The organism is Streptomyces sp. GL_141, assembly GCF_057834385.1.
In genome coordinates this window covers 6,924,443-6,947,281 of record NZ_CM174402.1, presented here as the reverse complement: position 1 = coordinate 6,947,281, position 22,839 = coordinate 6,924,443, and the positions used below count along the sequence as shown (strand labels likewise).

Sequence of the window (22,839 nt, the reverse complement as noted above, 5' to 3'; positions counted from 1 at the left end):
GGTGTGACGATCGGCCAGCCTACCCCGGGCTCGCGGCTAGGGACGGTCCGGGCGGTGAACGGGGCGTTCGGCGGCCAGCAGGAACACCACGGAGCGCTGTTGTTCGGTCCAGGTACGGGTGTCCAGGCCGACGGACTGGAGCAGCGCGCACTCGACGGCGTACCCGCCCTCGGTCAGGACCCGGCCGATGGCCTCCGCCTCGTCGCGCGTGGAGGCGTGGCTGACGATCCGTTCGGGGCGCCGGTCGGCGACGGCCGCGACGACCGGGGCTCCGCCGCCGCCGACGCGGACGACGTCGGGTTCGGGCAGGGTCTCCAGTACGTGCGGGGCGCGGCCGTTGACGACCTGGAGCTGTACGCCCCGGGCCCGGGCGGCGGCGGTTGTGCGATCGCAAGCCTGCCGGTCGGCGTCGACGGCGATGACGGCGGCGCCGAGGGCGGCGGCGTCCACGGCGAGTGCTCCGGAGCCCGAGCCGATGTCCCAGACGAGGTCCCCGGTGCGCGGGCCGAGCCGGGCGAGCTGGGCGGCGCGCAGCTGGGTGGACTCCCCTTCTCCCACGTCGATCTGCGGGCGGGCCCAGCCGCGTCCGGCGGTCGGGCCCGCGCTCCGGCCGAGCAGCCAGGCCGGTTCGGCAGCGGTCGCGGCCGGTCCCGTACCGCCGATGACGATGACCACGTTGGGGTCGCGCCAGCTGTGGTCGGCGGCCTTGTCGGAGGTGAGGACCGTGACCTGTTCCTTGTCGGTGCCCAGTTCCTCGCAGATGACGAAGGTGCGGTGGACTCCTTCGAGCAGCAGGGCGAGTTCGGCGGGGCCGGCGCCGGGCGAGGTGATGACGGCGACCTTGGAGTGGGCGCGGCAGACGTTGACGGCCCGGCGCAGGGTGCGGCTGTGGGCGACGACGACCTGGGCGTCGTCCCAGGGCATTCCGGCGCGGGCGAAGGCGGCGGCGACGGCGGAGACGGCCGGTACGACTTCCACCTCCAGGCCGTGTTCCGGGGCGCGCAGGGCCCGTACGACGCCGAAGAAGCCGGGGTCCCCGTCCGCGAGGACGACGGCGGTGCCGCGGTGGCCGGCGATCCGGCGGGCGGCCAGCGGCAGGCTGCCCAGGCGCACGCGTTCGGCGGCGGGCGGGACTTCGGGGAGCGCGAGGTGGTGGGCGGCGCCGGCCACCAGGGTGGCGGCGGAGAGCGCGGACCGGGCTGCCGCGGTCAGGGGGGAGCCGTCCCAGCCGATCACCGTGACCCGGTCGGCCATCGTCGTCAGTCTCCTGATGTGGGAGGGGGCCCTTCCCGGCGGTGGCCGGGGCAGGGCGAAGCTTCGTCGAGGGGGGCGGGCTTGGTGAGACTACCCGGTCATCCGGTCAGTTCCGGTCCGAGAAGAGGGCGTAGCCGTTCGCGTCGTTCGCGTGGAGGTGCTGGATCCGGTGGCCGTCGCGCGCGTCGTCGCGTGCGTGGTCGCGCGCCTCGTCGCGGGGGTCCGCGTAGCCCACGGAGTAGCCGTCCGCGTACCCGTCCGCGTAGTCGCCGGAGTATTCGTCGGAGTAGCCGGAGTAGCCGGAGTAGCCGGAGTAGCCGGAGTAGCCGTCGGCGTCCTCGTCGAGGTCCTCGGGGACCAGGCCCCAGACGATGAGGTCGCTGCGGGTGTCGGCCCAGGAGCCGTCGGGGTTCTGGGTGCGCACTATGCAGGCGTTGCGCAGGACGCCTTCACTGATGCAACCGGTCTTCTGGGCCACTTGCTGCGAGGCCGTGTTGTCGGCGGCCGTGCGCAGTTCGAGGCGTTCGAAGCGCTGGTCGGTGAAGAGCCAGCGGGCCACGGCGCGGACGGACTCGCTGGCGTAGCCCTCGCCACGGGCCCAGGGGGCGGTGACGTAGCCGACCTCGGTGGTGCGGGTGCGCCAGTCGGTGTCCTGCAGGTGCACGATGCCGACGAGCCGCTGGGTGAGGAACTCGGTGACGGCGAAGACGATGCCGCGGCCCTCGGTGCGTTCGGTGTGGGCGGTCTTCGTGGCCCAGGTGACCGCGTCGGCGTAGGTGTAGGGGTGCGGGACGGAGGTCCAGGCGGTGACGTGTTCGTCGTTCATCATCTCGGCGAGCGCGGTGACGTCTTCTTCCTCGAAGGGGCGCAGCACCAGCCGGTCCGTGCTGATGGTGACGTCCGGGAAGGTGGTAGTCATGCGCAGCTCCAAGCCTGAGACCGTGGTGCGACCGTGATGCGAGGCGACCGTGGCGCGGGACGGCATACACGGGGTACACGGTCCGCGGCCGCGGGTCGTAGGCCACAGCATGCAGCATCGACCTGGTGATGTGCAGGGCCGGGCTGCCCGGAAGCGGGCAGCACCGGGCCCCGTACACCGGTGGGGCGTACGGGGCCGGCCGGGCCGGCCGGATCGGGCCGGCCCGGTGTCACTGGCCGGATCTAGGCGGTCGGCTTGCCGAAGGCCGGGATGACCGAGCCCTGGTACTTGTCGTCGATGAACTTCTTGACCTCGTCGGAGTTCAGGAGCTTGGCGAGCTTCTGGATCCGCGGGTCGTCCTGGTTGCCGTTCTTGACGGCCAGGATGTTGGCGTACGGGTTGCCCTCGGCCTTCTCCAGGACGAGCGCGTCCTTGGCCGGAACGAGCTTGGCCTCGATGGCGTAGTTGCCGTTGATGACGGCGGCGTCCACGTCGTTCAGGGCGCGCGGGACCGTGGCGGCCTCCAGCTCCTTGAACTCCAGGCCCTTCTTGTCGGTGATGTCGGACAGCTTGGCGCCGGTGCCGACACCCTCCTTGAGGGTGATGAGGTTGTTCGCGGCGAGCAGCTGGAGCGCGCGGCCCTCGTTGGTGGGGTCGTTCGGGACGGCGATGGTCTGGCCGGCCTTGATGTCGGTGAGGGCCTTGACCTTCTTGGAGTAGAGGCCCAGGGGCTCCAGGTGCACGTTCACGACGGGCACGATGTCGGTGCCGTTCTTCTTGTTGAAGTCGTCGAGGTACGGCACGTGCTGGAAGTAGTTGGCGTCGACCTGGCCCTGCTGGGTGGCGGTGTTCGGCAGGACGTAGTCCGTGAACTCCTTCACCTCCAGCTTGAGGCCTTCCTTGGACGCGAGGTTGTCCTGGACGAACTTCAGGATGTCGGCGTGCGGGGACGGGGACGCCGCGACGACCAGGGGCTTGCTCTCATCGGTCTTGCCGCCGTCGGCCTTGGTGGAGGACGGGTCCGAGGAGCTGCCGCAGGCGGTGAGGCCGAGGGCGAGCGCCGAAACGGTGGCGGCGAGGGCGGTGAGCTTGATGTTCTTGCGCACGAAGAGTGCCTTTCTTGCGTCTTGCTTTATGGATGACGGCCCAAGCACGACAAGTGCGGGCTTTCTGGGGAAAAGTTGGTTTCTGTCCGGCTCAGGCCCGGTTCAGGCTGTCCGACCGCGCCGCGCGAGGAGGCGTACCACGCCGTCGCCGATGAGCTGGATCACCGTGACGAGCACGATCAGCACCACGACGGTCGCGATCATGAAGCCGGTCTCGAAGCGCTGGAAGCCGTACGTGATGGCCTTGGAGCCGAGGCCTTCGCCGCCGACCGCGCCGGCCATGGCCGAGTAGCCGATCAGCGTGATCACGGTGGTGGTGACGGCCGCGATCAGCGAGGGCAGCGCCTGCGGGAGGAGCACCTTGCCGACCAGGGTCGGGATGCCGCCGCCCATGGACTCGACGGCTTCGATCAGGCCGTGGTCCACCTCGCGGACGGCGGTCTCGACGAGCCGGGCGAAGAAGGGGATGGCGCCGATGGCGAGCGGGACGATCATGGCGGTGGGGCCGATGAAGGTGCCGACGATCGCCGTGGTGACCGGGATCAGGAAGATCAGCAGGATGATGAACGGCAGCGAGCGGCCCATGTTCACGATCACGCCGAGGATCTTGTTGACCGCGCGGTTCTGGAGCAGGCCGCCCTTGTCGGTCAGGACGAGCAGGATGCCGATGGGCAGTCCGCCCAGGACGGTCACCAGGGCGGACCACAACACCATGTAGAGGGTGTCGAAGGTGCCCTGCGTGAGCAGCGGCTGCATTTCGGACCAGGTCACTTCGCACCATCCTTGACCAGCTCGGCCAGTTCGCCGTCGATGTCGGCGCCCGCCGCTGCGTCCGTGTAAGGGGCCGGGGCCGCGTCCGTGTCCGCTTCCACGACGTCCACCTGCAGGCCCTGCTCGCGCAGGAAGCCGACGGGTACGACGTTGTCCTCGTAGCGGCCGGGCAGCTCGATGCGCATGCGGCCGATCTGCCGGCCGGCGACGGTGTCCATCGCGGCGCCGAGGATCGATATGTCGATGTTGTAGGTGCGCGCCAGCTGGGAGATGACCGGCTGGGTCGCGGTCTCGCCGTGGAAGGTGACGTCGATGACCGTGTGCTCCGCGGTGGTCGCGGACCCGGTCAGCGGGAACAGTTCGTGGGCGAGCTCGGAGCCGGGGGTGGCCAGCAGCTCGGTGACCTTGCCGGCCTCGACGATCCGGCCCTGGCGCATGAGGGCGGCCGAGTCGCAGACGGACTTGACCACGTCCATCTCGTGCGTGATGAGCAGGACGGTCAGGCCCAGCTGGCGGTTGAGGTCGCGCAGCAGCTGAAGGATCTGGCGGGTGGTCTCGGGGTCCAGGGCGCTGGTGGCCTCGTCGGAGAGCAGCACCTTGGGGTCGCCGGCCAGGGCGCGGGCGATGCCGACGCGCTGCTTCTGGCCGCCGGAGAGCTGACCGGGGTAGGACTTGGCCTTGTCGGCGAGGCCGACGAGGTCGAGCAGTTCGGCGGCCTTGCGGGAGCGCTCGCGGCCGGAGACCCCGAGGATCTCCAGGGGCAGTTCGATGTTGCCCTGGACGGTGCGCGAGGACAGCAGGTTGAAGTGCTGGAAGACCATGCCGATGCGGCTGCGGGCCTCGCGGAGCTCCTTGCCGGCGCGGCGGCCGCGGCCGGCGAGGGCGGTGAGGTCGACCCCGTCCACGGAGACGGTGCCGGTGGTGGGGCGCTCCAGCAGGTTCACGCAGCGGATCAGGGAGGACTTTCCGGCGCCGCTCTGGCCGATGACTCCGTAGACCTCGCCCTGGCGGACGTGCAGGTCGACGCCGTCCAGGGCGGTGACCTCGCGGCCACGGGACTGGTAGACCTTCGTGAGGCCCGATGTGGTGATCACAGGATTTCCGTCGCTGTCGAGTGCGCGGCGCAGCGGGTGCCGGGCACGGGGCATACATCTGGGGACGCGATACGGGGCGAAGCATCGGAAATCGACGGCTTCGGCGCATGCGCGGGGCAGGAGCGGTCCGGGTTCACACGGGGGTGCCGGGAGCTGCTCGGCCGGTCTCGCTTCGGGGCGTGAGACCTGGGGCAGGGGCCCTCAGAAGGCGCGCATTCGACACATACAACGAGCACCGGGCGTCATCGTCGCCTCGGTCGCAAGGGTGCGGCTGCTCGTCGTGGTCATGGGCCCAGTAAACCAGACGTTCCCCGTCACCGATCAAAGGTGTCCGAATAGCGGACGGATTTCGGCCGCATACCGGACAACACCGGTCAGGGCCGATCGTCCGTCTCGATCGTCACACCATCGGCTCCGACCAGCACGGACACGGCCGAGAGGTCCCGTACGACCACATCCGCGTCGAGCTCGGCGGCCGGGTGCGTTGTGGTCAAGGCCACGGTGGTCATCCCCGCGGCGCGGCCCGCGGCCAGGCCGGCCGGGGCGTCCTCGAAGACCGCACAGCGGGCCGGGTCCACGCCGAGCCGGGCGGCCGCCAGCAGGAAGGGCTCCGGGTCGGGCTTGCCGCGGGTGATGTCGTCGGCGGCCACCATCTCCGGGAAGGTGATGCCCACCTCCCGCAGCCGGGCCTCGGCCAGCGGCCGGGTCGCGGAGGTGACCACGGCCCAGCGGCCGGCGGGAAGGGCGGAGAGGAGCTCCTTGGTGCCGGGGAGCAGGACCACGCCGCCCGCCACGTCCTCGGTCTCCAGCGCCTCGATCCGGGCGAGCGCGGCGGCCCGTACGTCCTCGGGCAGGAGGTCGGCGACGATCTCCGCGGCCGGGCGGCCGTGGAGTTCCACCGCGGCGAAGGCCTCCTCGGTGATCCCGCACTCCCGGGCCCAGCGGGTCCAGCAGCGGTGCACCGACTCCATCGAGGAGATGAGCGTGCCGTCGTTGTCGAACAGCAGCGCGTCGAATTGCGGGCCGAGCTTCCCGTGCAGCAGGTTCATGCCTTCAAGGAAAGCCCCGGGGCAGGGGTGAGCGCATCGGGTCTTTCGGCCCGTAATACCCTCGCTGCATGCTCGACGCCCTGACGGTCGCCATCGGCGTGGCCGCACTCGCCCTCGCCGCCTGGTGCGGTTTCGCCGCCTCGCGGGACCAGCCGACCAAGGACTGGCACTTCATCGGCATGGCCGTGGTGACCGTACTGGTCCTGGCCCAGCTGGTGATCGGCCTGGTCCAGCTCGCACGCGGCGAGAAGCCCGGCCAGGGCACGGTGCTCTTCCTGAGCTACCTGGTGGGCGCCTTCGCGACCATCCCGGCGGCGGGGCTGCTCTCGCTGAGCGAGCGGACCAAATGGGGTTCGGTGACGGTGGCCGCGGGAGCGGTCGTCCTCGCCGTGCTCGAAGTACGGCTCTACGACATCTGGGGAAACACCGGTGCCTGATACCGACACGGACGCCACGGCCACCGCGACCCCGCCCGGCGGGCGCAAGCGACTGGTGACCGGGCCCGGGGTGCTGCTGGTCTGGTTCTACGGAGTGATCACCGTCGGCGCGGTCTCGCGCTCGATCTACCAGATCTCCACCGAGTTCGACCGGGCGCCGCTCGCGTACTCGCTGTCGGCCGTGGCCGCGTTCGTCTACGCCTTCATCACGTACTCGCTCGTGCGCGGCGGGGAGACGGCCCGCAAGGCGGCGCGGATCTGCTGCGCCGCCGAGCTGGCCGGCGTGCTCGTCGTGGGCACCTGGACCCTGGCGCGGCCCGAGGCCTTCCCCGACGCGACCGTGTGGTCGGACTTCGGGATGGGCTACCTGTTCATCCCGGTGATCCTGCCGATCACCGGGATGCTCTGGCTCCGCGCGAAGCGCTAGGCGCCCGACGGCTCAGACCTTCAGGCGCGCAGACGCGCAGACGCGCATGAAGGTCAGACGCTCAGGCGCTCAGGCGCTGACCGCGAAGTCGGTGGCCTCCTTGGCCTCCTTCTCCAGGATCACCAGACGGACGCCGTCGGACGCGGTGCGCCCGCCGACCTGGGTGTAGCCGGCCTTGCGGTAGAGCCGCAGGTTCGACTCGCTCTTGTGGCCGGTGTACAGCCGGAAGCGGGTGGTCGCGTCGTTGCCGGACAGGGCCGCCTCGACCGCGCTCAGCAGCCGGGCGCCGAGGCCGTGGCCCTGGAGCCGGGGGTGCACGCAGAGCTTGGCGATCTTGCCGGTGCCCTCCTCGTCGACGGTTCCGCGCACGGCGCCGACGATCTCCTCGCCGAGCCGGGCCACCAGAACGGTGTCCGAGGCCAGTTCGGCCTTGAGGGAGTCCAGGGACTGGGTGAGCGGCTGGATGCGGTAGTTGCCGTACAGCTCGGCCTCGCTCTGGAACGCCAGATACTGCAGTTTGATGATCTGCTCGGCATCCTCGGCAGCTGCCGCCGAAATGGTCACGCTCATGCCCATGTGCGCATGCCTCCCGCTCACCTGGTGGCCTGTTGGTCTACCGCTCCATTCCCCGCAGGGCGGGAGCCGCAACCTCTACGGCCAGCATTCTGCGCAGACATCCCAGGCAACGGGAACGGACGGGCCCCAAACTTCCTTGTGAGATACCCAACTCTCCTGCGATTTCACGGTAAGTGAGGTCCCTGGGCGAAAGAAGTGCCCTCATGAGCTCCGGACACCTTCCGGGCAATCGGGCGACCGCCGATCGGAGGGCCCGGTTCTCCTCGCCGTGCAGGAGGGCGTCTTCCGGTTCTCCGCCCGTGCTGGTACGGGTCCCCGCGCCGGACCCGCCGTCCGCCGAGTGCTGGCGGTGGCCGTACGGGACTTCGTGCCGGGCCCGGCGCCGCGCCCGGCGGGCCTCCCCGCGCACCGCCCGGCGCAGCCAGTCGGCGGGTTCGGCGGGGATGCGCCGGTGTTCCAGCAGCCTGACCCAGACGGCTTGTTCCAGGTCGGCGGCGTCCACCCCGGTGCCCGCGGTCTCGGCGGCGGCCTCGGCCGAGAGCAGCGGGCGGAGCTTTTCGAACAGGTCGGGGAGGTCAGCCTTCAGCAGGTCCATGCCGGGCGGGACGCGAAGGCCGTGCCGGGCGGTTTCCCCGCCGGGCACGGCCCACTCGTACGAGAAGCTCCGGTCAGGCGTTGACGCCTAGCCCGTGACGCCGCGGCCGGGGCGGAAGGCCTCCGCCGCGAGCAGTCCGGTGTCGGGGTGGTCGGTGAAGATGCCGTCGATGCCCTGTTCGAAGTAGGTCTTGAAGGCGCCGAAGGCATCGCCGTAGGCCGTCGGGTCGGTGCCCTTGCGGTAGTCGGCCGGCAGGAAGTTGTTCTCGTTGCGCGCGGTGTAGGGGTGCAGGATCAGCCCCTGCGCGTGGGCGTCCGCGACCAGGGTGGTCGGGGCGCCGAGCTTGCCCGCGGCGTCGCGCGGCAGGATCAGGTCCATGGTCGGCCCGATGCCCTGGGCGAACCCGGCGATCCAGCGGAGGCCCTCGGGCCTGACCAGATCTGCGACCGTCCGGGGGTCCTTGGCCAGCTCGAAGTCCCACGGGCGGGTGCCCGCCGCGGAGAGGAGCACCACGCGCGGAGCGGAGACCAGCCGGGAGAGCCGCTGGATGCTGGAGGGTTCGAAGGACTGCAGGAAGAGCGGGGCGCCCCGGCCGTCGCGCCCGTAGCGGCGCAGCAGCTTGGCGAGGGGCTCCTCCAGTCCGAGGCCCAGGCCGCGGAAGTAGCTGGGGTGCTTGGTCTCCACGTGCAGCCACACGCGCTTCCCGCGCCGCCGGCCCTCGCGGTCGGCCCAGCGGAGCACCTCTTCGAAGGTGGGGACGTCCCAGCGGCCGTCGTAGAGGGTGTTGCGCTGGCGGAGGGCGGGGATGCGTTCCTTCGCGCGCAGGGTCTTCAGCTCGGCGAGGGTGAAGTCCTCGGTGAACCAGCCCGTGACCGCGACCCCGTCGATCGTCTTGGTGGTCTTGCGGGACGCGAAGCCGGGGTGGTCCCCAACGTCCGTCGTGCCGCCGATCTCGTTCTCGTGGCGGCACACCAGGTGGCCGTCCTTGGTGGGCACGAGGTCCTGTTCGACGACGTCGGCGCCGAGGTCGAGCGCGAGCTGGTAGGACCCGAGCGTGTGCTCGGGCCGGTAGCCGCTGGCCCCCCGGTGTCCGATGACCGTGGGCACCGGCAGGTCGCGGTGGCCGCCGCCCTGACCGCCTCCCTGCCCTCCGCCGTGGCCGCTCTCCGCCGCCGCGGCCGAACCGCCGCCCGCCACGAGTCCGCCGAAGGCTCCGCCCGCCGCCACGACGGCCGCGCCCAGTACCGTGCGCCGCGCTGCCCCACCCTGCGTCATGAGTGCTCTCCCCCTCGGACAAGGGCCGGGCGTCCCGGGATCTCCGGGGCCTCGGGCCCGAATCCGCGTGCCGATGGTAGGCAAGCACCGGTGGCCGGCGGGGGTGCACGGGCGGAACACGGCGGAAACGTGCGTCAACACTGCGTATCCACCTCGTGAACCCGATGTGCGATCAGAGCGGACCCGCGAGTATCGTCCTCACCTGCACTACCGCCGCGTGGTGGGTGCGAGAACCCTAGCTTTTCGATGCCGGAGGGCCCACGTTGTTCCGTACGCGCCTGATCAAAGCCACTGTCGGACCCGTCATGCGCCTGATGTTCCGCACCCGCGTCGAGGGCATCGAGAACATTCCGGGCACCGGGCCGGTGATCCTCGCGGGCAACCACCTCACCTTCATCGACTCGATGATCCTGCCGCTGGTGTGCGACCGCACGGTCCACTTCATCGGCAAGGACGAGTACGTGACCGGCAAGGGCATCAAGGGCCGTGCCATGGCCTGGTTCTTCACCGGCGCCGGCATGATCCCCGTGGACCGCGACGGGGCGAACGGCGGGGTCGCCGCCCTGATGACCGGCCGCCGGATCCTCGAAGAGGGCAAGATCTTCGGCATCTACCCCGAGGGCACCCGCTCCCCCGACGGCCGCCTCTACCGGGGCCGCACCGGCATCGCCCGGCTGACCCTGATGACCGGCGCGCCCGTCGTCCCCTTCGCGATGATCGGCACCGACAAGCTGCAGCCCGGCGGCGCCGGCATGCCGCGCCCGGGCCGGGTCACCGTCCGCTTCGGCGAGGCGATGGAGTTCTCCCGGTACGAGGGCATGGACCGCGACCGCTACGTGCTGCGCGCCGTCACCGACTCGGTGATGGCCGAGGTCATGCGGCTCTCCGGCCAGGAGTACGTGGACATGTACGCGACCAAGGCCAAGGCTGCCTGACGGCCGGGCTACTGCCGTTGCAGTGACCGGCTGACGCCCGCCGCGGTCGTCGTGGCGAGGACCCAGCCGGTCACGATCAGCAGGTACGACAGCCACTGGTACAGGCCGTCCGGCGCGAACGGCGCCTCCTGGCCGAAGCCGATGATCGGCAGCATCAGGTCGATCGTGTAGAACACCGGGTTGAAGTCCGGCGCCTCGCCCTGCTTCAGCTCCCGGGGCGGGTGGAGCCCGTACGCGACGGTCCCCGTGATCAGCAGCGCCAGCAGCCAGCCCGCGGCGCGCAGCGGCCGGAACCCGTAGCCCACGGTGGCGTCCTGGAGCAGCCCCCAGAACCTGGCGACCCGGGGCAGGGTGTGGCGGTGGCGCCGCAGTTTTGCGAGCAGGACGGTCCGCGCCGCCGCCTCGTCACCCGCCGTCCGGTAGGCCGTGGCGAGCTGTTCGTAGGCGTGCGGGAGGTAGCCCGACTCCTCGCGCTCCAGAACGGGCAGTCGCTGCTCGGCGGGAACGTGCGGGCTGAGGGCCCGGTAGACGAGTCCGGCGATGCGGATCTGCGGCGGCCAGGTGTCGGGCGTGATGTGGAGCAGGTCGAACTGGGAGCGCCGCAGGTTCACGCCGCCCTGGATGGCCGGGCAGTTGCGCAGCCACACCTCGCCGGCGACACAGCTGGAGGCGCGGAGCGCGACGCCGCCGGGGTTGATGAAGCGGGCGTAGGCGAAGTTCAGCTGGCCGGGTATCCGGGAGCCGGTGAGGTTGATCCGGCCGCGGGCCTCCAGCCGCATGGCGCGCAGGTCCGTGCCGACGGTCAGGACTTCGGCGTGCAGGGCGGTCCCGCCGGGGGCGAGGAGCCGGGCGTCGTCGAAGTTGATCTGGCCGCCGACGGTCGCGCCGTTGATGCGGGTCTGGCCGTGGACGGTGAGCTCCATGGCGATGACGTCGGTTCCGATGTCGGCGTGGTTGAACTGGAGCGCCGCCTCCTGGCCCTCCTCGGCCGGGCCCGCCGTGCCGATGACCGCCTTGCGGAGGAAGAGCCCGCCGGCTATCCGGGCACCTGCGAGGCGTACCGGCCCGGTGATGCGGCAGCAGGACAGCTTCAGCGCGATGTCGACGGTGACGGTGGAGGCCGTCAGGCCGGGCAGGGCCGAGTCGCTCAGGGACACGATCCTCAACCGGGCCCCGTAGAGGAGGGGTTTGCGCTCGAACCAGCAGGCCCGCAGCCGGATCGCGTGCTCGATGTCGGCGTACTTGAGGTTGAGCTTGCCGGTGATCCGGGCACCCCGGACGTTGAGCCCGGGGACTTGTCCGTCGAGCGGGACCGCGCCGCGCAGCAGCAGGTGGGCGAGGACTTCGGCGCGTACGGTCCGGTCGGGTCCCCACGAGGCGCCGTCGGTGGCCTCCTCGCCGCGGTCCTCCCGGAAATCGACGCCTTCCCCGCGGGGGAAGGCGTCCCATACGCGGCGCTCCGCCGGGGTCAGGTCGTTGATCTCCATCGCCGGGATGGTGTCCCGCGCGTCGACGGACTGTCAACTCCGCGCGGGACACCAGCGGCTGGCGTGGCGTCAGTGCTCGATGCCGTCCTGGAGCTCCTGTCCCCTGAGCAGGAACCAGGCGGCCGCGGCGGTGGCCAGCAGGACGGCCGCGCCCACCCCGGAGGCCAGCCGCAGGCCGTCCACGAAGGCCTCCTGGGCGGCGCCGACCATCTGCTGGGCGGTCTGCGGGTCCAGCGACTTGGCCGCTTCGACGGCGCCGCCGAGGGATTCGTGGGCGGCGTCGGCGACGGGTCCGCCGACGGAGGCCGGGGCGGTGAAGCCCTGGTAGACGCCGGTGACGACCGAGCCGAGCAGGGCGATGCCGAGGGCGGCGCCCAGTTCGTAGGCGGTCTCGGAGACGGCCGAGGCGGAACCGGCCTGCTCCTTGGGGACGCTGGAGAGGATGACGTCGGCGGTGACGGTGAAGGAGAAGCCGGCGCCGAGGCCGACGATGAGCAGGGCCGCGCCGAGCAGCGGGTAGCCGGTCTCCTTGTGGATCACGGTCAGCGCGGCCAGCGCGATGCCGATGGCGGCGAGGCCTCCCGTCACGATGACCCGTACCCCGTACCTGCGGGCGTACTTGCCCGCGATCAGGCCGGTGACCACGGCGCCGACGGCTGCGGGCAGCTCGGCGAGGCCCGCTTCGAGCGGGTCGCGGCCCTGGACGAGCTGGAGGAACTGGGAGAGGAAGAAGACCAGTCCGGACAGGCCGAAGACGGTGAGCAGGTCGGCGAGGACCGCGCCGGAGAACCCGCGGTGCTTGAACAGGCGCATGTCGAGGAGCGGGGCCGGCAGCGTGAACTGGCGGCGTACGAAGGTGTAGAGCGCGCCCGCTCCGATGGCGGCGGCCGCCCACACCTGCCAGTCCATGCCGTGGGTGGCGACCTGCTTGACGGCGTAGACCACGCCGATGATGCCGACGAGGGAGAGGCCGACGCTGACCAGGTCCCAGGGGCCGGCGACCGGGTTCTTGGATTCGGGCAGCAGCTTGATGCCGACGATGACCAGGACGATCATCACGGGGAGGTTGATGAGGAAGACCGAGCCCCACCAGAAGTGCTGGAGCAGGGCTCCGCCGACCACCGGGCCGACGGCCGCGCCGGCCGAGGCGGTGGCGCCCCAGATGCCGATGGCGAGGCTGCGCTCCTTGGGGTCGTGGAAGATGTTGCGGATCAGCGCCAGGGTGGAGGGCATCAGGGTCGCGCCGGCCACGCCGAGCAGGGCCCGGGCGACGATCATCATCTCGGGGCTGGTGGCGTAGGCGTTGAGGACCGAGACGGCGCCGAAGGCGGTCGCGCCGACGAGGAGGAGCTTCTTGCGGCCTATCCGGTCGCCGAGGGAGCCCATGGAGACGAGCAGGCCGGCGATGACGAAGGAGTAGATGTCGCCGATCCACAGGAGCTGGGTGCCCGAGGGCTTCAGGTCCTCGCTGAGGGCGGGCGTGGCGAGACCGAGTACGGTGGCGTCGACGGCGACCAGCAGGACGGCCAGCACGAGCACGGAGAGCGCGAGCCAGCGCCCGGGGCTCCGGCCCTCCGCCCCCTTCGTCCGGGTCAGCTGTTCGGTACGGCTCATTTCTCCACACTCCGTCGTGCGCCACCGAGCAGCAACTCGATGATCATGTACTGAAAGTCCTTGGCCGCGACCCGGCCGTCCATGACGGCCCAGGCGCAGGTGCCGATGAGCCCGTAGAGGGCCTCGGTGAGCCAGGCGGGGCTCAGGTCGATGCGGATGTCGCCCTCCTGCTGACCGCGCCGGAAGAGCGCGCCGACGCGGGCGTCGAGACGGGCCCACCCCTCGTTGACCTGGTCTCCCTCGAAGAGCTGGTTCTCGGTGACGAGGAAGGCCAGCAGCTCGGCGTTGGGTTCCGCTTCGGCGACGAGCCTGCGGAGCGCGTCGATCGCCGTGCCCTCGTCGAGGCGGGCGTTGTCGAAGGCCACCTCGAACTCCCGGATGCCGAGCTCTTCGAGCGCCCGTACGAGGGCGTCGCGCCCGGCGAAGTGCCGGTGGAGGGTCGCGCGGCCGATGCCCGCGGCCTTCGCGACCTCGTCCATCGTGGCGGTCGATTTGCGGGAGAGCAGGGCGGCGGCGGCGCGGAGCACCTGATCACGATCCATGGCCATGAGACAACCATAACCCGAATGAGACGTCCGTGTCTCATCGAAGGCTGACCCGGATAAATGAGGTGCCCCTCCGGGCGCCGGAAGGAAGCATGCCGAGATGAACCCGAAGCCCTTGCTGCTGATCGACGTGGACGGCCCGCTGAACCCCTACGCGGCCAAGCCCCAGCGGCGCCCCGAGGGGTACCGCACCCACCGGATGCGCCCGACGGGCTGGACCGGCGCCGAGAGCGCGAAGCCGCTGCGGGTCTGGCTGAATCCGGACCACGGGGCGGAGCTGCTCGCGCTCGCGGAGTCGTACGAGCTCGTCTGGGCGACCACCTGGAAGAGCGAGGCGAACGAGTGGATAGGCCCGCACCTGGGCCTGCCCGAGCTCCCCTGGATCGACTGGCCCCGGATGCACGGGCGGGCGCCGCGCGGGACGTTCTGGAAGACCCAGTACATCCTGGAGTACGCCGGCGAGCGGCCCTTCGCCTGGATCGACGACGACATCACGGACATGGACCGCGCATACGTGGAGCAGCACCACCCCGCGCAGGCACTGCTGCTGCGGATCGACGAACGGATCGGGCTGGTCCGGGCCGACTTCGACGCGCTGGCGGAGTGGACCGACTAGGACTTGTCCGGGCGACCTCTGAGCCGACGCGTGCCTAACGCAGTGAATCTCGCTGTCGAAGGGCTTGCCAAGTGAGGTAGAAGGGCGGCATGGACACCGCAGAACTTCAGCGGACGCTGAACGAGCCCATCGAAGCCCTTGTCGTGCACCACGGATACACCACCTACATGCGCGACTATGAGGTCATCATCAACGTGTGGGAGGGCCCCCAGAGCCCGTCGACCTACCTGCGGTATCTCTTCCGGTACTGCGTCGAGGCCCGATGCGAGACGTTCCTGTCCACGGAGACATGGCGGGATTCCTTGGACGCCCGGCTCCTCGACAGCGAAACCGCCATCGACCTCGACGGTTACGTCTGGGGCGCGAACCATCACGAGCTGTACGGAGCCGAGCTTCGCCTCAAGTCGGAGGCTGCCCTCCGCTGGTCGAAGGCTGTCGGGATCGACTTCCACGAGGTTCACATCGAGACCAACGCTCACGATCTGACCTTGCTCTTCTCAGACCTTGAGGTGAGCGAGGTGCCGGTCGGATACGCACCCTTCGTCGCGGGCTGAGAGCCAGGATTCGTGAGATCTCGGGACGGGCGCGGGTCCGGGTCGTTGATGTGGACATGGGGCGAACGGCTACGGCCGTTCCTGCCGGTCAGCAACAGGCGTTGTGGCAGGCGGCGGGACCACCGGCCGGTAATCGACGGGATTCCGCACCGGGTGCGGACCGGCGTTCAGTCACCATCGTGCGGGCTCATCAGCATGCGGCCGGCGCCCGCACCGACGCACCGCCAGTACCTGCCTCAAAGGGGGGCGAAGTTCCAGAACACCAGGGCGAACCGGTTCCGGAGAAGGTCCGCGTCCCGAAGCTCGGGCCAGGCAGGCCAGGCAAGAAGCCCGACAGCGTCGCCGCCGACAAAGGCCTACAGCAACGGGGCATCCGGGACACGATTCCGGAAAAGATGGACAGCCGAGCTGCCCGCCTACGCAAAGGTTCACGCGGCGGGGACAAGTCCTAGTCACGCGAGGTGATTCGATCACCACTACCCGTGATCGGCGTCATGATGCGGAAGCGTCAACGGCCTTCGGGAAAGACTCCCCCATCGAACGAATGCGCTCACGGTGCACGGCTTGATCATTTGGAGTGACCCGGCCTCCGATCCCTTCCCCGAGCGACCCGGTAGGGAGGAGTCTCCTCTCTCGTGAGCCCTTACCCGGGGCGGGTTCACCTGCATCGATTCCGTCTTCGACAGGGAGAGAACCATGAACGTGTCCAAGAAGCTGGCCCTCGGGGCCGCGGCGATGGCCCTCACGATCGGCGGCGCCGTCGCCGTGTCGTCCGCGTCCGCCGAGCCGCACCGGGCCGCCACGGCCGCGGTGACCACCACCGGCTGGGCCAAGGTCTCCGCGAACGGACAGATCCTCGGCGGGCAGGGCATCACGGGGATCAACAAGTTCGGCATCGGCCGCTACAACATCACCACCAGCTCCGGCCTGAACGGGTGCGCCCTGCTGGGGACCATCAACACCAACGGCGGCAACGACCCCGGCCCGGGCAGCTCGTCCATCCTGGTCGGCCAGGTGAACGGGAACACCCTCTTCATCCGCACCGCGACGCCGTCCAGCACCGGCAACGCCGTCGTGGACAGCGACCGGCCCTTCTCGGTCACCATCGTCTGCGCCTGATCCGGACACGCCGGAGGGGCGGCCGGGGCCTCGGGCCCCGGCCGCCCCTCCGGGCACGACCGTCAGTTCTTGTGCGCCGCCCAGGCGTGCTGGATGACCAGGTCGGCCTTCAGCTCCGTGAGCTGGATCGCGACCGCCGACGGGGCGGTGCCGCCGCGGCCGTCGCGGGAGGCCAGCGCACCCTTGACGTTGAGGACCGTACGGACCTCCGGGGTCAGGTGCTCCGAGATCTTCGCGAACTGCTCGTCCGTGAGCTCGTCGAGCTCGATGCCGAGCCCCTCGCACTCCTTGACGCATTCGCCGGCCACCTCGTGCGCCACCCGGAACGGCACGCCCTGCTTGACCAGCCACTCCGCGATGTCGGTGGCGAGCGAGAAGCCGGCCGGAGCCAGCGCCTCCATCCGCTCCCGGTTGATCGTGAGGGTGGCCATCATCCCGGTGAAGGCCGGCAGCAGGACTTCGAGGGTGTCGCAGGAGTCGAAGACCGGCTCCTTGTCCTCCTGGAGGTCCCGGTTGTAGGCCAGGGGAAGGGCCTTCAGGGTGGCCAGCAGGCCGGTCAGGTTGCCGATGAGGCGGCCCGACTTGCCGCGCGCCAGCTCGGCGATGTCCGGGTTCTTCTTCTGCGGCATGATCGACGACCCGGTGGAGAAGGCGTCGTGCAGGGTCACGAAGGAGAACTCCTTCGTGTTCCAGATGATGATCTCCTCCGCGATCCGCGACAGGTTGATCCCGATCATCGCGGTGACGAAGGCGAACTCGGCGACGAAGTCGCGCGAGGCCGTGCCGTCGATGGAGTTGCCGACCGAGCCGCGCTCGAAGCCCAGGTCGGCGGCGACCGCCTCCGGGTCCAGGCCGAGCGAGGAGCCCGCGAGGGCGCCCGAGCCGTACGGGGAGACCGCGGTGCGGGTGTCCCACTGGCGCAGCCGCTCCGCGTCCCGGGACAGGGCCTGCACGTGGGCCAGTACGTGGTGGGCGAAGAGCACCGGCTGCGCGTGCTGCAGGTGGGTCCGGCCCGGCATGGCCACGTCGGCGTGCGCCTCGGCGAGGCCGACCAGCGCGTCCTGGAGGTCGGCGACGAGGCCGCCGATGATCCGGGCGTGGTCGCGCAGGTACATGCGGAAGAGGGTGGCGATCTGGTCGTTGCGCGACCGGCCGGCGCGGAGCTTGCCGCCGAGGTCGGCGCCGAGGCGCTCCAGCAGGCCCCGCTCCAGCGCGGTGTGGACGTCCTCGTCGGCGATGGTGCCGGTGAAGGAGCCGTTCGCCACGTCGACCGCGAGCTGGTCCAGGCCGTCGAGCATGCGGCCGAGCTCGTCGGCCGTGAGCAGGCCCGCCTTGGCGAGCACACGGGCGTGGGCCTTGGAGCCCGCGATGTCGTACGGGGCCAGGCGCCAGTCGAAGTGGACCGACGCGGACAGCTTCGCGAGGGCCTCGGCGGGACCGTCGGCGAACCGGGCGCCCCAGAGCCGGACGTCACCACCGTTGTTGCTGCTCACAGCTACTGCTCCTCAAGAACGTGCATGGCTTCGGATGTGCAACCGCCTCCCCGCCGCGGAGGTAACGGGGAGGCGGTTCGTACTACGGTCTACGGTCTACGGTCTGGGTTCCAGGGTGCCGGATCAGGCGAGGTCGCGACGGGCCGCGATCTTCGAGGACAGGCCGAAGATCTCGATGAAGCCCTGGGCCTTGGACTGGTCGAAGGTGTCGCCCGAGTCGTAGGTCGCGAGGTTGAAGTCGTACAGCGACTCGTCCGACTTCCGGCCGGTGACGACCGCGCGGCCGCCGTGCAGGGTCATCCGGATGTCGCCGGTGACGTGCTGGTTGGCCTCGTTGACGAAGCCGTCCAGCGCCCGCTTCAGCGGGGAGAACCACAGGCCGTCGTAGACCATCTCGCCCCAGCGCTGCTCGACCTGCCGCTTGTAGCGGGCCAGCTCGCGCTCGACGGTGACGTTCTCCAGCTCCTGGTGGGCGGTGATCAGCGCGATCGCGCCCGGGGCCTCGTACACCTCGCGGGACTTGATGCCCACGAGCCGGTCCTCGACGATGTCGATCCGGCCGATGCCCTGGGCCCCGGCGCGCTCGTTGAGCTGCTGGATGGCCTGGAGGACGGTGACGGGCTTGCCGTCGATGGCGACCGGGACGCCCTCCTTGAAGGAGATGACGACCTCGTCGGCCTCGCGCGGGAGGGCGGGGTCCGCGGTGTACTCGTAGATGTCCTCGATCGGCGCGTTCCAGATGTCCTCCAGGAACCCCGTCTCGACGGCGCGCCCGAAGACGTTCTGGTCGATGGAGTACGGGGACTTCTTGGTGGTCGCGATCGGCAGGTCCGCCTTCTCGGCGAAGGCGATGGCCTTGTCGCGGGTCATCGCGTAGTCGCGGACCGGGGCGATGCACGTGAGGTCGGGGCCGAGGGCGGCGATGCCGGCCTCGAAGCGGACCTGGTCGTTGCCCTTGCCGGTGCAGCCGTGGGCGACGGTGGTGGCACCGTGCTTGCGGGCGGCGGCGACGAGGTGCTTCACGATGGCGGGCCGCGAGAGGGCCGAGACCAGCGGGTAGCGGTCCATGTAGAGGGCGTTCGCCTTGATCGCCGGGAGGCAGTACTCGTCGGCGAACTCGTCCTTGGCGTCGGCGACCTCGGCCTCGACCGCACCGCAGGCGAGCGCCCGCTTGCGGATGACGTCCAGGTCCTCGCCGCCCTGGCCGACGTCCACCGCGACGGCGATGACCTCGGCGCCCGTCTCCTCGGCGATCCAGCCGATGGCGACGGAGGTGTCCAGACCGCCTGAATAGGCGAGTACGACGCGCTCGGCCACGGGTTTCTCCTTACAGGTGCATCCGCCGTCACTTCCAACAGCTAGGCATAACTATGCACTGCTCCGTATGTTTCGTCAATCGAGTGGCTGTCCGACCTCTCTGACCAGCACGAATATCGAAGGCATCGACCACAGGCGACCGCTTACCATCGGCGGACGACTCGGGGAGGGCCTATGAGAGCCAGTGCACGGCAGGACGTATGGGCGGGCCAGGGGGCGGCGCTGGATGTGCTGTGGGGACGCCTGCCCGCGCCGGTCACCGGCATGCTCGCCGGGAGCGGGCCCGATGCCTGGACGGCCTTCGACGAGGAGGTGCGCCGCATCGGCCGCCGCACCTACGAGCCCATGCGCAGCAAGCGGATCGAGGCCCGGCTCTGCGACCCGGACGGACGGATCCGCGCCTCCGCCCTCCGCGCGTCGCCGACCCCTCCGCTCGAATTCATCCTGCTCAACTTCGTCTCCTGGTTCCCGCCGCTGCGGGGGCGCTACCGGCGCGCGTCCAACCGGGCCGCGGCCCTGTACCCGCCGCTCGAACTCGTACTGATCCGGTGCGCCGACTGGGCGCCGCCCGTCCGCGGGCGCGCCCGGCGGGTACTCGGCCGGATGGTGGCCCGCAACCCCGCCGACGCGCTGGTCCGGATCACCCCCCTCGCCCTGCGGCTGGGCCGGCGCGAGCACGGCGCCTGGGCGGCGGAGCAGCTGGAGGCCGCCCTGACCGGCCGGTACTCCCTGCTCGCCGCGTGGTGGCGCCCCGGCCTGGCCTCGGCCACATGGAGCTGGAACTCGCTGACCCCCGCGCAGCGCGAAGGCATCCTGGGCCGCCTGCGCCGGCACGCCGACGTGCCGACCCGCCGGTTCGCCGCCCGGCTGTCCCTGGAGACCGGCGGGACCGGCGTACGGGAGCTCGCGCTGCGGGCCGCCGAGGAGCCGGACCCGACCACTGCACGGCTGTGGACCGATGCCGCGCTGCGCGCCATGGCCGACGACGGTCCGGACGACGCCGCGATCGACACCCTGCTCGGCGGACACGGCCCCATGGTCCGGGCCGCTGGGGTCACCGCGCTGCGCCGCGCCGGGCGGGCGTCCGAGGCCGCCCTGTTCCTCGCCGACCGCTCGGGCCTCGTACGGGCCTGCGCGCGATGGCTCTTCGCCCAGGACGGCTCCGACCCGTCCGTCCGCTACCGCGCCCTGCTCGGCGGCCCCGAGCGCGCGATCTCCCCGTACGCGGTGACCGGCTTCTCCGAATGCGCGAAGCGGGCGGACGCGCCGCTGCTGTGGCCCTTGCTGGACCATCCCGCCAGTGCGGTACGGGCCGCCGCCGTGGCCGGGCTGCGCCGGCTGGACGACGCCACCGACGACGCGTTCCTGCTCCCCCTGCTGGACGACCGGTCGGCCGCGGTGAGCCGCGAGGCCTCGCTGAGCCTGCTCGGGGTGGCGGAACGGCTGGACCACCGCCGCCTCGCCGAGCTCCTCGGGCTCGTCCACCCCCCGCACGTGCGCCGGGCCGCCTTCCGGCTGCTGCGCGCACGGGGAGGGATCCACGAACTCCGGGCCGCGGTGGCCCTGTCGCAGGACCCCGACCCCAGGCTGCGCTCGACCGCCGGGGCGATCGTGACCGGCTGGAACTGGCAGTCCACCTTGCGCGCGGGGGACGCGGACCTGCCCGAACTGGACGGGCTGCTCACCCGGTCGGCGCACCTGTTCCCCGAGTACGGCCTGTGGCAGCGCCGCAAGCGCCTCGGTCTCACCCGGTGACATCCGCCGGAGCCCACCGCACGGGCCGTACACCCGCAGGGCGATAATCCGACCATGGGAAAGCTCTACGATCGTATTGACGGCAGGCTCCGCACCTTCATCGAAGAACAGCCGATCTTCTTCACCGCCACCGCCCCGCTGTCCGGCGACGGGCACATCAACCTCTCCCCCAAGGGCCGCGCCGGGACGCTCGTCGTCATCGACGAGCAGACCCTCGCCTACCTGGACTTCGGCGGCAGCGGCGCCGAGACCATCGCGCACGTCCGCGAGAACGGCCGCATCACGCTGATGTGGTGCGCGTTCAGCGGGCCGCCGAACATCGTGCGCATCCACGGCGAGGGCGAGGCCGTCTTCCGCGACGACCCCCGCTGGGACGGGCTCGTCGAGCTGTTCGGGGAGGCCGACGGGCCCTCGGCGCGGGCGGTCATCCTGGTCAAGGCCCGCCGGATCGCGGACGTGTGCGGGTACGCCATCCCCTTCATGGAGTACCAGGGCGAGCGCACGCTCCACGCGGAGTACTTCGGCCGCAAGACGGACGAGGAGTTCAACGCCTACTGCGAGAAGAAGGAGTTCATCGGAGTGAGCGTCGACGGCCTGCCTGCGCTGCCGCTGCCCCTTCCGCCCCGTACCGTCTGACATGTGCTGCGTACCGCGTTCCTCGCCGCCTCACTGATCGTCACCAGCCTGCTGGTACCGGGCCCCCACGGCGGCCCGCCGCTGCCCGCCCGGCTCGCCGACACCGGCGGCGGCAGCCAGCTCATCACCGCCGTCGCCCCGGCACCCGGCTCCACGACCGGGCGCCTGACCTGGTGGGACCGCTGGGCCGGGCGCTGGTACGCGGCGGGGAGCGCGCCCGCCCGCTTCGGAGCGAACGGGCTGACCGAGGGCACGGCCCGGACCCAGGGCACGAACACCACCCCGGCCGGCCTGTACGCACTTCCCTACGCCTTCGGCATCGCGCAGGCCCCGGCCGGTACGGCGTACCGCTACCGGCGGGTGACCCCCGACTCCTGGTGGTGCCAGGACAATGCCTCGCAGAGCTACAACCGCTGGGTGGAGCCGCTGCCCGCGGACTGCGCGCCCGGCGAGGCGGAGCACCTGACCACGTACACGACGCAGTACGCGCACGCCCTGGTCATCGCCTTCAACTACGAGCACCCGGTACGGAACCGGGGCGCGGGCATCTTCCTGCACGTGAACGGCAAGGGCGCGACGGCCGGCTGCGTCTCGGTCCCCGAGGAGGCGATGCGCGCGGTGCTGCGCTGGGCGGACCCGCGCAGGCAGCCGCACATCGCGATCGGCACGGAGTCGGGCGAACTGGCCGTCACCCGGTTCTGAGGAAGGGTCAGCCTTCCTTCTGGGCCAGCCTCAGCAGGTGGTCGGCGAGGGCCTGGCCGCCCGCCGGGTCGCGGCTGATCAGCATCAGGGTGTCGTCGCCCGCGATCGTGCCGAGGATGGCCTGGAGTTCTGCCTGGTCGATCGCGGAGGCGAGGAACTGGGCCGCACCCGGCGGGGTGCGCAGGACCACGAGGTTCGCGGAGGCCTCCGCCGAGATCAGCAGTTCGCCGGAGAGGCGCCGCATGCGCTCCTCCTTCGCCGACTCGCCGAGCGGCGCCTGCGGGGTGCGGAAGCCGCCCTCGCTGGGGACCGCGTAGATCAGCTCGCCGCCGGTGTTGCGGATCTTCACCGCGCCGAGCTCGTCGAGGTCGCGGCTGAGCGTCGCCTGGGTGACGCTCAGCCCGTCGTCGGCGAGCAGCTTGGCCAGCTGGCTCTGGGAGCGGACCGGCTGCCGGTTGAGGATGTCCACGATCCTGCGGTGGCGGGCGGTGCGGGTCTGCGGGACGGACTGGCCGTTCGATTCGTGGTCCTGCGCGTGACTCATCGTCGTCCCATTCCCCGAT

23 protein-coding genes and 1 pseudogene are annotated in these 22,839 nt (G+C 70.9%); 9 read left to right on the top strand and 15 right to left on the bottom strand.

The annotated features are described in order from the left end of the window. Nucleotides 1-36: 36 nt before the first annotated feature. The 6 genes and pseudogenes from cbiE to AC3IX6_RS30905 all read right to left on the bottom strand — a co-directional run bounded on the left by cbiE (nucleotide 37) and on the right by AC3IX6_RS30905 (nucleotide 6,193). Nucleotides 37-1,254: a precorrin-6y C5,15-methyltransferase (decarboxylating) subunit CbiE gene (gene cbiE / locus AC3IX6_RS30930; protein WP_489366517.1), complete on the bottom strand. Its 1,218-nt coding sequence runs from the start codon at nucleotides 1,252-1,254 to the stop codon at nucleotides 37-39. Between the two features lie 283 nt (nucleotides 1,255-1,537). Further along, nucleotides 1,538-2,173, bottom strand: a pseudogene (locus tag AC3IX6_RS30925) (GNAT family N-acetyltransferase); the annotation flags it as partial. A gap of 242 nt (nucleotides 2,174-2,415) precedes the next feature. Then, on the bottom strand, nucleotides 2,416-3,279 hold the full coding sequence (locus tag AC3IX6_RS30920) for a MetQ/NlpA family ABC transporter substrate-binding protein (protein ID WP_489366515.1): 864 nt from the start codon (nucleotides 3,277-3,279) through the stop codon (nucleotides 2,416-2,418). Nucleotides 3,280-3,381: 102 nt separating this feature from the next. After that, entirely contained in the window at nucleotides 3,382-4,050 is a 669-nt protein-coding gene (locus tag AC3IX6_RS30915) for a methionine ABC transporter permease (protein ID WP_489366514.1), read from the bottom strand. After that, complete coding sequence (locus AC3IX6_RS30910) at nucleotides 4,047-5,144, bottom strand: methionine ABC transporter ATP-binding protein (RefSeq protein WP_489366513.1); 1,098 nt, start codon at nucleotides 5,142-5,144, stop codon at nucleotides 4,047-4,049. The genes AC3IX6_RS30915 and AC3IX6_RS30910 overlap by 4 nt, the downstream gene beginning before the upstream one ends. A 374-nt stretch (nucleotides 5,145-5,518) precedes the next feature. Then, complete coding sequence (locus AC3IX6_RS30905) at nucleotides 5,519-6,193, bottom strand: HAD-IA family hydrolase (RefSeq protein WP_489366511.1); 675 nt, start codon at nucleotides 6,191-6,193, stop codon at nucleotides 5,519-5,521. A 68-nt stretch (nucleotides 6,194-6,261) separates the two neighbouring features. Here AC3IX6_RS30905 and AC3IX6_RS30900 point away from each other — a divergent pair, with 68 nt between their 5' ends. Both AC3IX6_RS30900 and AC3IX6_RS30895 read left to right on the top strand, forming a co-directional pair. Next, on the top strand, nucleotides 6,262-6,630 hold the full coding sequence (locus AC3IX6_RS30900) for a hypothetical protein (RefSeq protein ID WP_489366509.1): 369 nt from the start codon (nucleotides 6,262-6,264) through the stop codon (nucleotides 6,628-6,630). Continuing rightward, nucleotides 6,623-7,057: a hypothetical protein gene (locus AC3IX6_RS30895; protein WP_489366508.1), complete on the top strand. Its 435-nt coding sequence runs from the start codon at nucleotides 6,623-6,625 to the stop codon at nucleotides 7,055-7,057. The genes AC3IX6_RS30900 and AC3IX6_RS30895 overlap by 8 nt, the downstream gene beginning before the upstream one ends. 69 nt (nucleotides 7,058-7,126) lie before the next feature. Here the strand turns inward: AC3IX6_RS30895 and AC3IX6_RS30890 are convergent, their stop codons facing one another. From AC3IX6_RS30890 to AC3IX6_RS30880, 3 genes are all read right to left on the bottom strand, one after another. Then, the gene (locus AC3IX6_RS30890; RefSeq protein WP_489366506.1) at nucleotides 7,127-7,633 is read right to left on the bottom strand and encodes a GNAT family N-acetyltransferase; all 507 of its coding nucleotides are present in this window, start codon (nucleotides 7,631-7,633) and stop codon (nucleotides 7,127-7,129) included. A gap of 37 nt (nucleotides 7,634-7,670) precedes the next feature. Further along, the gene (locus AC3IX6_RS30885) at nucleotides 7,671-8,228 is read right to left on the bottom strand and encodes a sigma-70 family RNA polymerase sigma factor (protein WP_489371613.1); all 558 of its coding nucleotides are present in this window, start codon (nucleotides 8,226-8,228) and stop codon (nucleotides 7,671-7,673) included. An 87-nt stretch (nucleotides 8,229-8,315) separates the two neighbouring features. Then, complete coding sequence (locus tag AC3IX6_RS30880; RefSeq protein WP_489366505.1) at nucleotides 8,316-9,503, bottom strand: glycerophosphodiester phosphodiesterase; 1,188 nt, start codon at nucleotides 9,501-9,503, stop codon at nucleotides 8,316-8,318. A gap of 305 nt (nucleotides 9,504-9,808) precedes the next feature. Between AC3IX6_RS30880 and AC3IX6_RS30875 the strand changes: the two genes are divergently transcribed. Next, a complete protein-coding gene (locus AC3IX6_RS30875; protein WP_250744673.1) occupies nucleotides 9,809-10,438 on the top strand; it encodes a lysophospholipid acyltransferase family protein in 630 nt (209 codons plus the stop codon). An 8-nt stretch (nucleotides 10,439-10,446) separates the two neighbouring features. On the opposite strand, the gene AC3IX6_RS30870 is transcribed toward AC3IX6_RS30875, so the two are convergent. The 3 genes from AC3IX6_RS30870 to AC3IX6_RS30860 form a co-directional block, all read right to left on the bottom strand. Then, nucleotides 10,447-11,925 carry a membrane-associated oxidoreductase gene (locus tag AC3IX6_RS30870; RefSeq protein ID WP_489366503.1) on the bottom strand — a complete coding sequence of 493 codons (1,479 nt, stop codon included), beginning with the start codon at nucleotides 11,923-11,925 and terminating at the stop codon, nucleotides 10,447-10,449. A gap of 69 nt (nucleotides 11,926-11,994) precedes the next feature. Then, entirely contained in the window at nucleotides 11,995-13,539 is a 1,545-nt protein-coding gene (locus tag AC3IX6_RS30865; RefSeq protein WP_489366502.1) for an MFS transporter, read from the bottom strand. Continuing rightward, on the bottom strand, nucleotides 13,536-14,087 hold the full coding sequence (locus tag AC3IX6_RS30860) for a TetR/AcrR family transcriptional regulator (protein ID WP_489366501.1): 552 nt from the start codon (nucleotides 14,085-14,087) through the stop codon (nucleotides 13,536-13,538). Before AC3IX6_RS30860 ends, AC3IX6_RS30865 begins: the two co-directional genes overlap by 4 nt. Nucleotides 14,088-14,184: 97 nt before the next feature. Here AC3IX6_RS30860 and AC3IX6_RS30855 point away from each other — a divergent pair, with 97 nt between their 5' ends. The 3 genes from AC3IX6_RS30855 (at nucleotide 14,185) to AC3IX6_RS30845 (ending at nucleotide 16,373) form a co-directional block, all read left to right on the top strand. Further along, entirely contained in the window at nucleotides 14,185-14,700 is a 516-nt protein-coding gene (locus tag AC3IX6_RS30855) for an HAD domain-containing protein (RefSeq protein WP_489366499.1), read from the top strand. 89 nt (nucleotides 14,701-14,789) lie between these two features. Then, nucleotides 14,790-15,254: a YxiG-like protein gene (locus AC3IX6_RS30850; RefSeq protein WP_489366497.1), complete on the top strand. Its 465-nt coding sequence runs from the start codon at nucleotides 14,790-14,792 to the stop codon at nucleotides 15,252-15,254. Nucleotides 15,255-15,950: 696 nt separating this feature from the next. Next, on the top strand, nucleotides 15,951-16,373 hold the full coding sequence (locus tag AC3IX6_RS30845; protein WP_489366496.1) for a hypothetical protein: 423 nt from the start codon (nucleotides 15,951-15,953) through the stop codon (nucleotides 16,371-16,373). A 62-nt stretch (nucleotides 16,374-16,435) separates the two neighbouring features. Here AC3IX6_RS30845 and argH read toward each other — a convergent pair whose 3' ends face one another. Both argH and AC3IX6_RS30835 read right to left on the bottom strand, forming a co-directional pair. After that, the gene (argH, locus tag AC3IX6_RS30840) at nucleotides 16,436-17,866 is read right to left on the bottom strand and encodes an argininosuccinate lyase (protein ID WP_489366494.1); all 1,431 of its coding nucleotides are present in this window, start codon (nucleotides 17,864-17,866) and stop codon (nucleotides 16,436-16,438) included. A 123-nt stretch (nucleotides 17,867-17,989) separates the two neighbouring features. Beyond that, nucleotides 17,990-19,183 carry an argininosuccinate synthase gene (locus AC3IX6_RS30835; RefSeq protein WP_489366492.1) on the bottom strand — a complete coding sequence of 398 codons (1,194 nt, stop codon included), beginning with the start codon at nucleotides 19,181-19,183 and terminating at the stop codon, nucleotides 17,990-17,992. 174 nt (nucleotides 19,184-19,357) lie between these two features. Here AC3IX6_RS30835 and AC3IX6_RS30830 point away from each other — a divergent pair, with 174 nt between their 5' ends. The 3 genes from AC3IX6_RS30830 to AC3IX6_RS30820 are packed head-to-tail and all read left to right on the top strand — an operon-like array spanning nucleotide 19,358 to nucleotide 22,276. Then, nucleotides 19,358-20,938, top strand: coding sequence for a hypothetical protein (locus tag AC3IX6_RS30830; RefSeq protein ID WP_489366491.1), 1,581 nt, complete (start codon nucleotides 19,358-19,360; stop codon nucleotides 20,936-20,938). A 54-nt stretch (nucleotides 20,939-20,992) separates the two neighbouring features. After that, nucleotides 20,993-21,574 (top strand): pyridoxamine 5'-phosphate oxidase family protein, encoded by a 582-nt coding sequence (locus AC3IX6_RS30825; RefSeq protein WP_489366489.1) that lies wholly within the window; start codon nucleotides 20,993-20,995, stop codon nucleotides 21,572-21,574. 6 nt (nucleotides 21,575-21,580) lie between these two features. Continuing rightward, nucleotides 21,581-22,276, top strand: a complete 696-nt coding sequence (locus tag AC3IX6_RS30820) for a L,D-transpeptidase family protein (RefSeq protein WP_489371612.1) — start codon at nucleotides 21,581-21,583, stop codon at nucleotides 22,274-22,276. 7 nt (nucleotides 22,277-22,283) lie between these two features. Here the strand turns inward: AC3IX6_RS30820 and AC3IX6_RS30815 are convergent, their stop codons facing one another. Then, nucleotides 22,284-22,820, bottom strand: coding sequence for an arginine repressor (locus AC3IX6_RS30815; RefSeq protein ID WP_489366487.1), 537 nt, complete (start codon nucleotides 22,818-22,820; stop codon nucleotides 22,284-22,286). Between the last annotated feature and the right edge of the window lie 19 nt (nucleotides 22,821-22,839).

Excerpts from the sequence above, each read along its gene's own strand:
- cbiE (WP_489366517.1), bottom strand. The coding sequence starts at position 1,254 with ATGGCCGACCGGGTCACGGTGATCGGCTGGGACGGCTCCCCCCTGACC.
- AC3IX6_RS30905 (WP_489366511.1), bottom strand. The coding sequence starts at position 6,193 with ATGAACCTGCTGCACGGGAAGCTCGGCCCGCAATTCGACGCGCTGCTG.
- AC3IX6_RS30900 (WP_489366509.1), top strand. The coding sequence starts at position 6,262 with ATGCTCGACGCCCTGACGGTCGCCATCGGCGTGGCCGCACTCGCCCTC.
- AC3IX6_RS30890 (WP_489366506.1), bottom strand. The coding sequence starts at position 7,633 with ATGGGCATGAGCGTGACCATTTCGGCGGCAGCTGCCGAGGATGCCGAG.
- AC3IX6_RS30885 (WP_489371613.1), bottom strand. The coding sequence starts at position 8,228 with ATGGACCTGCTGAAGGCTGACCTCCCCGACCTGTTCGAAAAGCTCCGC.
- AC3IX6_RS30880 (WP_489366505.1), bottom strand. The coding sequence starts at position 9,503 with ATGACGCAGGGTGGGGCAGCGCGGCGCACGGTACTGGGCGCGGCCGTC.
- AC3IX6_RS30875 (WP_250744673.1), top strand. The coding sequence starts at position 9,809 with ATGCGCCTGATGTTCCGCACCCGCGTCGAGGGCATCGAGAACATTCCG.
- AC3IX6_RS30870 (WP_489366503.1), bottom strand. The coding sequence starts at position 11,925 with ATGGAGATCAACGACCTGACCCCGGCGGAGCGCCGCGTATGGGACGCC.
- AC3IX6_RS30865 (WP_489366502.1), bottom strand. The coding sequence starts at position 13,539 with ATGAGCCGTACCGAACAGCTGACCCGGACGAAGGGGGCGGAGGGCCGG.
- AC3IX6_RS30860 (WP_489366501.1), bottom strand. The coding sequence starts at position 14,087 with ATGGCCATGGATCGTGATCAGGTGCTCCGCGCCGCCGCCGCCCTGCTC.
- AC3IX6_RS30855 (WP_489366499.1), top strand. The coding sequence starts at position 14,185 with ATGAACCCGAAGCCCTTGCTGCTGATCGACGTGGACGGCCCGCTGAAC.
- AC3IX6_RS30850 (WP_489366497.1), top strand. The coding sequence starts at position 14,790 with ATGGACACCGCAGAACTTCAGCGGACGCTGAACGAGCCCATCGAAGCC.
- AC3IX6_RS30845 (WP_489366496.1), top strand. The coding sequence starts at position 15,951 with ATGAACGTGTCCAAGAAGCTGGCCCTCGGGGCCGCGGCGATGGCCCTC.
- AC3IX6_RS30830 (WP_489366491.1), top strand. The coding sequence starts at position 19,358 with ATGAGAGCCAGTGCACGGCAGGACGTATGGGCGGGCCAGGGGGCGGCG.
- AC3IX6_RS30825 (WP_489366489.1), top strand. The coding sequence starts at position 20,993 with ATGGGAAAGCTCTACGATCGTATTGACGGCAGGCTCCGCACCTTCATC.
- AC3IX6_RS30815 (WP_489366487.1), bottom strand. The coding sequence starts at position 22,820 with ATGAGTCACGCGCAGGACCACGAATCGAACGGCCAGTCCGTCCCGCAG.